This is a genomic window from Holdemanella sp. MSK.7.32 (genome assembly GCF_024460475.1).
In the GTDB taxonomy this organism is placed as follows: domain Bacteria; phylum Bacillota_I; class Bacilli_A; order Erysipelotrichales; family Erysipelotrichaceae; genus Holdemanella.
Genome location: NZ_JANFYN010000001.1, coordinates 100195 through 111325, shown reverse-complemented (window position 1 = coordinate 111325; position 11131 = coordinate 100195). Strand labels below are relative to the sequence as shown.

General features: G+C 35.1%; 12 protein-coding genes. 9 read left to right on the top strand and 3 right to left on the bottom strand.

What is annotated here, in order from left to right:
- Positions 1–141: 141 nt before the first annotated feature.
- The 8 genes from NE544_RS00630 to NE544_RS00595 all read left to right on the top strand — a co-directional run bounded on the left by NE544_RS00630 (position 142) and on the right by NE544_RS00595 (position 6352).
- Positions 142–657, top strand: a complete 516-nt coding sequence (locus NE544_RS00630; RefSeq protein ID WP_256267989.1) for a nitroreductase — start codon at positions 142–144, stop codon at positions 655–657.
- Entirely contained in the window at positions 650–1135 is a 486-nt protein-coding gene (ispF, locus tag NE544_RS00625) for a 2-C-methyl-D-erythritol 2,4-cyclodiphosphate synthase (protein WP_117570823.1), read from the top strand. Before NE544_RS00630 ends, ispF begins: the two co-directional genes overlap by 8 nt.
- The gene (gene dtd / locus NE544_RS00620) at positions 1132–1581 is read left to right on the top strand and encodes a D-aminoacyl-tRNA deacylase (protein ID WP_256267988.1); all 450 of its coding nucleotides are present in this window, start codon (positions 1132–1134) and stop codon (positions 1579–1581) included. Before ispF ends, dtd begins: the two co-directional genes overlap by 4 nt.
- Positions 1581–2435: a bifunctional methylenetetrahydrofolate dehydrogenase/methenyltetrahydrofolate cyclohydrolase FolD gene (gene folD / locus NE544_RS00615; protein ID WP_117570825.1), complete on the top strand. Its 855-nt coding sequence runs from the start codon at positions 1581–1583 to the stop codon at positions 2433–2435. Before dtd ends, folD begins: the two co-directional genes overlap by 1 nt.
- 2 nt (positions 2436–2437) lie before the next feature.
- Positions 2438–2629, top strand: coding sequence for a DUF951 domain-containing protein (locus tag NE544_RS00610; RefSeq protein WP_117570826.1), 192 nt, complete (start codon positions 2438–2440; stop codon positions 2627–2629).
- 18 nt (positions 2630–2647) lie between these two features.
- The gene (gene ychF, locus NE544_RS00605) at positions 2648–3751 is read left to right on the top strand and encodes a redox-regulated ATPase YchF (RefSeq protein ID WP_117570827.1); all 1104 of its coding nucleotides are present in this window, start codon (positions 2648–2650) and stop codon (positions 3749–3751) included.
- Entirely contained in the window at positions 3744–4385 is a 642-nt protein-coding gene (locus tag NE544_RS00600; protein ID WP_256267987.1) for a site-2 protease family protein, read from the top strand. The genes ychF and NE544_RS00600 overlap by 8 nt, the downstream gene beginning before the upstream one ends.
- Positions 4386–4543: 158 nt before the next feature.
- Positions 4544–6352, top strand: a complete 1809-nt coding sequence (locus NE544_RS00595) for a Na/Pi cotransporter family protein (protein ID WP_118115228.1) — start codon at positions 4544–4546, stop codon at positions 6350–6352.
- 20 nt (positions 6353–6372) lie between these two features.
- Here NE544_RS00595 and NE544_RS00590 read toward each other — a convergent pair whose 3' ends face one another.
- A complete protein-coding gene (locus NE544_RS00590; RefSeq protein ID WP_256267986.1) occupies positions 6373–7341 on the bottom strand; it encodes a hypothetical protein in 969 nt (322 codons plus the stop codon).
- Between the two features lie 192 nt (positions 7342–7533).
- On the opposite strand from NE544_RS00590, the gene NE544_RS00585 reads away from it, so the two are divergent.
- Positions 7534–8634, top strand: a complete 1101-nt coding sequence (locus tag NE544_RS00585; protein ID WP_256267985.1) for a methionine synthase — start codon at positions 7534–7536, stop codon at positions 8632–8634.
- A gap of 46 nt (positions 8635–8680) precedes the next feature.
- Here the strand turns inward: NE544_RS00585 and tgt are convergent, their stop codons facing one another.
- Both tgt and NE544_RS00575 read right to left on the bottom strand, forming a co-directional pair.
- A complete protein-coding gene (tgt, locus tag NE544_RS00580; RefSeq protein ID WP_256267984.1) occupies positions 8681–9892 on the bottom strand; it encodes a tRNA guanosine(34) transglycosylase Tgt in 1212 nt (403 codons plus the stop codon).
- Between the two features lie 32 nt (positions 9893–9924).
- A complete protein-coding gene (locus NE544_RS00575; protein ID WP_256267983.1) occupies positions 9925–11064 on the bottom strand; it encodes a sugar transporter in 1140 nt (379 codons plus the stop codon).
- Positions 11065–11131 lie beyond the last annotated feature (67 nt).

Sequence of the window (11131 nt, the reverse complement as noted above, 5' to 3'; positions counted from 1 at the left end):
ATTGTCCCCCAGATTGCCCCCTAAATTCGAGCCCCCTAGAAAATTTGGATACCCATTTTAGCTTGGCTTTTTAGCCAGGCTTTTTTTGTATAATAAGATTTTGTATTGTATAATATGAGGTGGTTTTGGAGGCAAAATATTATGAATGAAGCATATAAAAATCTTGTAGAGAGAAGAAGTGTAAGAAAATATAATAACAAAAAGGTGAGTCATGATTTGGTTGAAAAAATCATTTATGCCGGGCAATGTGCACCTAGTGGCATGAATCGTCAAATCTTTGCCTTTGTCGCTGTTGAGGATGAAGAATTAGTAAAAGAATTATCTAAAAAGAATGCAGAGGTTATGAATTCATCGGCAGACCCATTTTATGGTGCAAAAAGTTTGATTATTGTCTTCGCGGATACCCATGCACCTACATATTTATACGATGGAGCTTTGGCTATGGGGAATCTAATGAATGCTGCAAATGCTTTAGGTGTTGATTCATGTTGGATTCACCGTGCTAAAGAAGTGTTTGAAACAGAATATGGTAAAGAATTAAAGAACAAATGGGGAATACCAGAATCTTATGGAGGCATTGGACATTGTATTTTAGGCTATAGAGACGAAGAACTTGGAAAACGCGCTGAAAGAACGTCTAAGGTGGTTTATGCATAATATACGTATTGGACAAGCCGTAGATATTCATCAGCTTGTAGAGGGTCGCAAACTTATTTTGGGCGGTGTTGAAATTGAACATTCTAAAGGACTTTTAGGTCATTCGGATGCCGATGTTTTAACACATGCGATCGGCGAAAGTATTTTAGGCGCTCTTGCACTAGGTGATTTAGGAAAACATTTTCCGGATACTGATCCTAAATATAAAGGTGCGAACAGTCTTGTCTTATTAGGACATATCTATGATATGATGGATGAAATGGGATATCAGATTGGTAATATAGATGCGACTATTTTGGCCGAAAGACCTAAAATGGCACCACACATTATTTCTATGCGAACGAATATTTCAAATGTATTGCATTGTGATATAGAAGATGTTTCAATTAAGGCTACGCGTGGAGAAAAACTTGGCTTTGTAGGAAATGAAGAGGGCATTGTAAGCCTTAGTGTTTGTATATTGGAGAAAAAAGGATGAGAGTAGTAATTCAAAGGGCAAAGAACGCAAAATGTACGGTAGATGGTCAAATAACAGGTCAAATTGATTATGGATATTGTATTTTTGTAGGATTCAATAATGAAGATACAAATGAAATTATTGATAAAATGATTCATAAGATTTTATTCTTGCGAATTTTTGAAGATGAAAATGGGAAGATGAATAAATCCATACAAGATGTAGAAGGAAGTATTCTTTCTATTTCTCAATTTACCTTATATGCGGATTGTAAAAAGGGAAATCGCCCAAGTTTTACAAATGCAGGTAAACCAGATTTAGCTACAACATTGTATGATCAATTCAATCAGAAACTACAAGAACAAGGTATGGATGTTGAAACAGGTATTTTTGGTGCTGATATGAAGATTGAATTATTGAATGATGGTCCAGTAACAATTGTATTGGATTCAAAGGAGTTATTTTAATGGAAATTATATATGGAAATACACTTGCGGATCGAATCAAGGCGGATATGAAACAAAAAATTGATGATATCCGTGCAGAAGGGGCAAGGCTACCATTATTAAGTGTTGTACTTGTTGGAAATGATCCCGCAAGTATGTCTTATGTTCGTGGTAAAGAAAAGGCTTGTTCTTCTATTGGGATGCTTCAAAGAACAATTCGTCTAGATGAAAATGTATCGCAAAAAGAATTAAATGATGTGATTATGAGTTTGAACCTAGATTCTGAAGTCGATGGTATTTTAGTACAAATGCCTTTACCTTCGCATTTAGATGAAACAGCAGCCTTAGAATTGATTGATCCACAAAAGGATGTAGATGGCTTACACCCCATGAACGCTGGTTGTTTACTTACGAATCGCCCAGGCTTTATTCCTTGTACGCCACAAGGTGTTATGGCTATGTTAGATTCCATTGGATGTAAAGATTTATCTGGTAAACGTGCTGTGGTCTGTGGAAGAAGTAACCTTGTAGGCAAACCAGTTGCCTTGTTGCTTCAAAACCGGAATGCGACAGTGACAATCGTTCATTCAAAGACACCGGATATTGAAAAGATTGCTTCACAAGCCGACATTTTAATTGTTGCGATGGGTGTCGCTCAAATGGTCAATGAAAATTGGGTGAAAGAAGGGGCTGTTGTTATTGATGTAGGTATCAATCGTGTCAATGGAAAACTTGTAGGGGATTGTGACTTTGAATCGGTTGCGAAAAAGGCAAGTTATGTAAGTCCAGTGCCAAAAGGTGTTGGTCCAATGACGGTTTGTATGTTATTATCGAATACGCTGGATGCATATCATATGCATATGCAAGGAGAATAATTATGGAATATGGATTAAATGATATTGTAGAAATGAAAAAAGAGCATCCTTGTCATAAGTCCAATGAATGGAAAATTATTCGTATGGGTGCTGATATTCGAATTAAATGTTTAGGTTGTGGAGCCAGTGTTTTAATGCCTAGACAAAAATTTGAAAAGAAATTAAAAAAAGTAATTCGACATGAAGAAGAATAGAGAGGATGTATTGAATTTATGCCATTAACTGCAGGAATCGTTGGTCTTCCAAACGTAGGGAAGTCAACTTTATTTAACGCTATCACAAAATCACAAGTAGAAGCCGCAAACTATCCATTTGCGACAATTCAGCCCAATGTAGGTGTTGTAGAAGTACCAGACTATCGTATTGATCGCTTAGTTGAAATCTTCAATCCGAAAAAAACAATCTATACAACATTTGAATTTACAGATATTGCGGGATTAGTTAAGGGAGCAAGTCAAGGTGAAGGACTTGGTAACCAATTCTTATCAAACATTCGTTTAACAGATGCGATTTGTCACGTAGTTCGTTGTTTTGATAATCCAGATATCACACACGTTGAAAATAGTGTGGATCCAATTCGTGATATTGAAATTATTAATCTAGAATTAACTTTAGCGGATCTTCAGACAATTGAAAATCGTAGAAGTAAGATCGAACGTAAGGCTAAAACAAATAAGGATAAAGAATCATTGGATGAACTAGCTTTATTGGATCGTTTACAACCAATCTTAGAAGAAGGAAAACCAGCTCGTTCATTAGAGTTGAATGAAGATGAACAAATCTTGATGAAAGGCTATAACTTATTGACAGCTAAACCTATGATCTATGTTGCCAACTTAGATGATGAAGGGATCATGGATCCAGATTCATGTGCTTACTATAATCAAGTGAAAGAATATGCACAAAGTCAAAATAACCAGGTCGTTGCTTTATGTGCGCAAATGGAAGAAGAATTGTCTGGTTTAGATAAAGAAGAAAAAGATGCATTCTTAGAAGAATTAGGTGTTGAAACATCTGGTTTGGATCAATTGATTCAAAAGGCTTATGCCGTATTGGATCTATGTACATTCTTAACGGCTGGAGAAGATGAATGTCGTGCATGGACATTTAAAAAAGGCATGAAAGCACCAGATTGTGCAGGTGTTATCCACACAGATTTCAAGAAGGGATTTATTCGTGCTGAAGTATATCGTTTTGAAGATATCGATGAATTAGGTAGCGAATTAGCTATTAAAGAAGCAGGACGCTTGCGCCTAGAAGGAAAGGATTATGTCGTGCAAGATGGCGATGTAATGCACTTTAGATTTAATGTTTAATTTATCAAATATTATTTATCTCGTCATTGCCGTTGTTCTTTCCATGTCGATTCATGAAACGGCACATGGACTTGTGTCCTATTGGATGGGAGATCCTACGGCTAAGATGGAAGGTAGATTGAGCTTAAATCCTTTTAAACATGTTGACTGGATTGGACTTGTCTGTCTATTAGTATGTGGATTTGGCTGGGCAAAACCAGTACCCGTGGATGCACGTTACTACAAAGATGCGAAGACAGGAATCATATGGACAAGTTTTGCGGGTCCAATCGCAAACTTTCTATTAAGCTTTATTTGTATATTCTTATTTTATGCACTTTATAAATTTGCTCCATATTTTATGATGTCTAGTGTAGGATATTTTATATCGAATACATTGACATATACAGGATTGATTTCAACTGGTTTTGGCATTTTTAACTTGATTCCAGTACCACCATTAGATGGCTCAAAAGTATTGTTTTCGTTTTTACCCGACGATAAATACTATAAATTTATTGATGGTGCACCATGGATGAATCTATTATTTATCTTATTGATTTTTTCAGGTTTATTAGATTATCCGTTGGGTATGTTACGTTCAAATATGATTCAATTTTTTGAGATGATCGCAAAGATGATTTTAGGTTTCTAAAGTCATCTTTTTTAAAGCGTTTTCAGAAAAAAACTTCATTTTACAGAAAATTAACATAAATTTAATATTGTTTTGACATTGTTTTTATTGCATAATAAAGACGTCGCGATATGCGTAAAAATTGAAAATTAAATATTCATTTTATAAAGGAGTTCAAGATGGAAATAGTTACAATGGTCTTATCCCTATTAGGAGGCATTGCGTTATTTTTGTTCGGTATGTCATTAATGGGCGATGGACTAAAAAGCGTAGCCGGTAACAAGTTAGAAGCATTCTTGTACAAGATGACAAACACAAGCTTAAAAGGTGTTGCCTTAGGTGCAGGTGTTACTTCTGTTATTCAGTCTAGTAGTGCTACGACAGTAATGGTCATTGGTTTTGTTAACTCAGGTATGATGAAACTAAGACAAGCTATCGGTATTATCATGGGTGCCAATATTGGTACAAGTATTACCGGTTGGATATTGTGTTTATCTTATGTTGGTGGATCAAGTGGAATCGCAAGCTTATTTTCAACAGCTACGATCACAACATTGTTTGCGTTTATTGGTATTTGTTTAAAAACATTTGGAAAACGTACAACACATAAAAATGTTGGAAATATCATGCTTGGATTTGCGATTTTAATGACAGGTATGCAACAAATGAGTGGAGCCGTTTCGCCTTTAAGAACAAACGAAACATTCATTAGTATGCTTACAATGTTCTCAAATCCAATCATGGGTATTCTTGTTGGTATTTTGTTTACTGCCGTTCTACAAAGTGCAAGTGCTGCGATTGGTATTTTGCAGGCACTATCTATGACAGGCTCATTGACATTTGCGGCAGCCTTTCCAATTAACTTAGGAATTGGTATTGGTGCTGCATGTCCTGTGTTGATTTCTGCCTTAAGTGCAAATAAAAATGGTAAACGTACCGCATTAGAATATTTGATCAACGACTTATTTGGTATGATTATCTGGTCAATTCTATTCTATGGTTCAAATGTATTTATGCAGTATAGCTTTGTGAATAAAGTTATGTCTCCAGTAAATATCGCATTAATGAATACAGCTATTCGTTGTGGAAATGTATTAGTATTATTCTGGTTCATTCCTCAAATTGAAAAATTATTGATGCGTATTGTCAAAGACAGTCCAGAAGATCTAGAAGAACAAGCTGACTTTGATTTACTAGAAGAACGTTTGATTCCGTATCCTGCTTTGGCGATTGCACAATGTCATCGTGTCATGAATGGTATGGCTAAAAAGGTGCGTAATAACGTGAATCGTTCAATGAACTTGATTAATGAGTTTAAACCAGAAAAATATGATAAAGTACATCGTAAAGAAAATTTGATTGATAAATATGAAGCACGTTTAGGTTCTTATTTAATGCAGCTGACAAAACAAGCATTAAATACAGAACAAACTCGACAAGCTTCTTTATATCTTCATACAATTAGTGACTTTGAAAGAATTGGGGATCACGCTGCAGATATTGCCGAGATGTCAAAGAGTATCAATGAGAATCGTATGGAAATGTCAGAAGCCGCTATGAATGAGTTAAACCTTGTTATGGAGGCCGTTCGTGAATCTATGAATATGACATATCATGCTTATTTAGAAGATGATTTAGCTTTGGCTCGACGCGTATCTCCATTAGGAATTGTCATTCGTGGACTTTGCGATGAAATGAAATTGCGTCACGTTGAACGTTTATCACAAGGAAACTGTGGTCTTGAAGAAGGTACAGTATTCAATGATTTATTAAATAGTTTAAACCGTATTGCCACACACTGTGCAAGTAGTATGGTGGCTTTGATTAAGATTCGTGAAAAAGATACAGATATTCATATTCACGATTCCAAAGTATATGCGATTGAAGGTGACGATTATAAAACAACATTGGCTGAGTACCGTGAAAAATATGATCTTGGACAAAGAGAAGGTCGTATTGTTAGTATGGAAGATGAACAAGTTGAATAATGTAAATAAGGCCTGATGATTCAGGCCTTTGATGTATCTATTTTTATATCACATATGTCTTGGATTGAAAAAGTCTTAAAATAAAGTTCTTCTAAAGGAATCCATCGTTGAATAAAATTGTTCAACATATTTGGGTTCCTTTTTTCAAGTCTTGAAAGTTGTTCTTCTTTACTCACGGTTAAGAAAACAGAATACGAATAATATCTTTGAAGATCTGAGTGCATCGAATAAGAACCTTCAATGACATTAAATGATTTATATGGAATTAATTGAGCAGATTGTATTGACAAAGTTGAACAATTGAATTTACGCAGCTTTATATCTTCATGTTTGGATAATGGAATCAAGACCTCTTGTTCAAATCGCTCATGATCTACATTTTCTCCTGGACTTTCAAGCCTTTCCTTTGTCCTTTGATGGGGTTGTAAGAAAAAGTCATCCATTTTAAATACGTTACAGTCATATATTTGTTTTAAAAGATTTGAAAGTGTAGTCTTACCCGAAGCACAACGCCCGTCGATTGAAATAATAGAAGGTTGCTTGTTGTCGATATCTTTAAATAGTTTTAAGAAGGGAACGTACTTTTTATGTATTAAGCGATAAGATGGATGGTACAATTCATTGAATGTATTGGAATGATGAATGGCAGGATATCCATCTTCTTTCCATTTTAAAAGAGTTAGCTTAGCGTTGTTTAAAGAAAATGGAAGTTCCTTATTGGAAATCATATCGATAAGGATTTGAAGCTTTTCTTCGAGCTGTTCTTTGCCGTTTTTTTCTTGTTGACTTGATAAAATAAATAAAGTACTCAGTGTATTTACGCTCAATCCATAATTTAAATGAAGACGAACATAATCCCCATCTAGATATTCGATGGAATTACATGTATCCAGTTTTGCATCGAGTTCTTGTTGGATCCGTTTTTTAACTGTGTCAGGATTTGAAAGTAAGTGTTCACACCCAAAACTGCTTTGGTATAAAAATTTCATTAAATCCTGTAGTTCTAGTTGTGGGTATGTTTGAAATTGGTTGAGTATATATGATTTTGTGTTCATAGAAATTATTTTATCACATTCTTTAATTTTCTATTATAGATAAAAGTTATAACGGATGCATATTATTAAATATTATCAATAATTAACTAGAAATGATAAAATGATGACGTTGGAGGAAATTTACTAATGTTGAATATTAAATACGATATTGTGGGATCTTTTTTAAGACCACAGGAAATTAAAGAGGCCCGTGCTAAATTTAATAATAATGAAATCACATATGAACAATTGCGTGATGTAGAGGATGAACAAATCGCAAAATTAGTTGCGAAGGAAGTACAACATGGATTGAAGTTTGTGACAGATGGAGAATTCCGTCGTCGCTGGTGGCATTTAGATTGGTTAAAAGAATTTGATGGTTTTACGACAAAACATTTGGATAAATTTATTAATGGAAGAAACAATCATATTGAATTAGGTATGATTGAAGGTAAGATTTCTTATGATCCAAATAAGGCACATAAAGAAATGTACGCATGGGATTTTTTGAAGAATGAGGCAAGTAAATATGGTGTAGAAGCCAAGAAGTGTATTTCTGGGCCAAACATGATTTTGATTGATCATTTTTTACAGTTAGGTATCAAAGATACGCCATACTATGGAACAGATATTGAAGCAGTCATTGAAGATATTGGATTGGCATATCAAGCAGCCATTCGTGATTTCTACAATCATGGATGTCGCTATATTCAAATTGATGATACTTCATGGACCTATATGATTGATGATACATTTGTATCAAAAGTAGAAGGATTGGGATATACAAAGGCACAAGTATTAGATTGGTTTGTGCGTGTTAGTACTAAGGCTTTAGAAAATCGTCCAGAAGATATGCAGATTGCGACACACTTCTGTAAAGGAAACTTCAAAGGAAATCCATTGTTCCACGGATTCTATGATACGATTGCCAAGTCTGTTGCGAGCATTCCATACGATGGATATTTTGTAGAATATGATGATGCTCGTAGCGGAACATTTGATCCTTGGGCTGTTTTAAAAGGTACTGGCCGTACATTTGTGGCTGGTTTGATTTCTACAAAGCGTCCAGAATTAGAAGAGCATGATGCGATTAAGGCACGTTATGAACAAGCTAAAGCTGTAGTCGGTGATAATATTGCACTTTCTCCACAATGTGGATTTGCCTCTGTTGAAGAAGGTAACTGCATTGACGAAGAAACACAATGGAAGAAAATTGATTTATTGGTATCTTGCCAAGACTTTATTTAAGAGGAATCGTTTGATTTCTCTTTTTTCTTATGAAAAAAAGGAACAATTATTTGTTCCCGTAATATGAATTTAAAAAAGATTCTTTGAATTCTTTAAATGTTCCATCTAAAATAGCTTGTCGAGCTTGTTCAGTTAAACGAATGATAAAACGAAGATTATGTATAGAAGCAAGTTCGAAATATTTTGCGGATTCCGTGCGGTCTTGAGATTTCCAAAGTCTTCTTAATTCACCTAATGTGATTCTACTTTGACATGTAGGACAATCACAACCTTCATCAATGATTTCATCGCTATCTCTATATTTTGATAGATTGATAGGGCCATGCATTGTATACAATCTTCCATGTCTTGCCTCTCTTGTAGGAGCTACACAATCGAATGTGTCAGCACCATTTTCTGTACCAATCAAGATATCATCTGGATGAGACAACCCTAATAAGTGTCTTGGTTTATTTTCAGGGAGTTCTTCGTTACACCAAGTTAAGATATCACCTAGTGTTTCTTTAAGGAAAGCACCACCTAAGCCGTAGCCATCAAAATCCATCTGAGCGTACTTTTTACAAGTTGATCTTCTTAGATCTTCCCAACGCCCACCTTGAATGACACCATATAAAGATTGGTGATAGCCTAAATCATCACAATGTTTCTTATGTTCATCAAGACTTCTCTTTGCCCAACGCTCCGTTCTTGCCAAGGATTCAACGTTATATTCGTATGTATCGGCTAAAGAAGTTAATTCATCATAGGCCATATGAATGTCGGCTCCAATGCGACATTGAATTTGCATACTTTCTTCTGGACCAATAAAATCTTCTTGACCTGTAAATGGATCGTGAAAGTGTACGCCATATTCTGTTACGTGGGCCAAACGTTTTTCTTCTTCGGTATTTTTCATGTTGTCTTCACGTTTCATGCTGACAACTTTTCCACATCCTGAACCTAAAGACATCACTTGAAATCCACCGGAATCCGTTAAGGTTGGACCGTTCCATTTTGACCATGCGGATAAACCTCCATTTTCAGCAATTTCTGGGGAAATGTTTCGTAAATGATATCCATTACTCAACATGGCTTGAGCATTAATACTTTTTAATTCTTTCATAGAAACAAAGCGAACTTCACCATGTGTTCCTACACACATGAATGCCGGCGTTTTAATGTCTCCATGAGGTGTATGTATAATTCCGGCTCTTCCTAAATGACCAGGAATTCTTTTTTCAATTTCAAAATAAAATTTATTGTCGTTCTTGTATTCCATAAATTCCTCCAACTTACTTATTTTATCACATATTATCGGCGTCTTATATAGAAGATTATGCTGAGTATAGCGATAATACCGGCAATGTATCCAATGGATTGAATATTAAGAAGATTAATGGTTTGTCCTCCAATAAAAGATCCTAATCCAATACCTAGATTAAAAATACCTGAGAAAATCGACATCGCAACAGAATTTGTATTTTCATTGGTTGCCAACATTGTTTCTGATTGGCAAGCCACATTAAATGCAGTAGAACTTGTACCCCATACAATACATATCAACAATAGTGTGATCATGGATGCTGCACTTGGTTTTAATAAGAATAAAACAAGTGTAAGAGAGAATAGTGAAGCTAAGATGAATCTTTTTCTATTCTTGTTGTAGAAATTAGAGAATAAAATACTTCCACCAATTCCGGCAACACCAAATAAGGAGAGTACGAGTGTAATTGTTGTATTGGATAAATTTGCGACTTGCGATAAGAAGGGTTCAATATAGCTATAGGCTGTATAGTAGGCACTCGCAAATAATAGGGAAATATCATAAATGGTGATCAGTTGTCTATTTCTTAATAGTGTGGGTAATTTGTTTAAAGAAAAGGCAGAAGTTGTTTCAAGATTAGGGAAGTAGTGTATTTGAAAAAGTAGTAGAACGATACTGATGATACCTACAATTAGAAATGTGATTCTCCATCCAATCCATAGACCAATCATTCTTCCGAGTGGTAAACCGGCAATCATGGCAACGCTTGTACCTGTCACAATCATACTCATCGCAAATTCACGTTTATCTTCATTAACAAGTCTTACGGCTATGACGCTTGCGATAGACCAGAATATAGCGTGAGCACAAGCTACAATTAATCTTCCTATAATTAATATGAGAAAGTTCGTTGAGGTTGCACTGATGGCTTGTCCTAGTCCAAATAAGAAAAGTGTAACTAGTAGTATTTTCTTATAGTTGTATTTAGAAGCTAAAATCATTAATGGTAAAGAAAGTAACATAACAGCCCAGGAATAGATGGTAATCATAATACCGGCTTGTGTTTGTGTGATAGAAAAGGTATGGGCAATATCTGTCAAAAGTCCGATGGGCATAAACTCAGACGTGTTAAAAATAAATGCGGCTATCGTCATACCGATAAGTGGCATCCATTGTTTCTTATTCATAATTAATCATCCTTTCAAAAACGTCTTTTATTTTAGCACAACTCTTGTTGAAAACCCCATTTTTTCT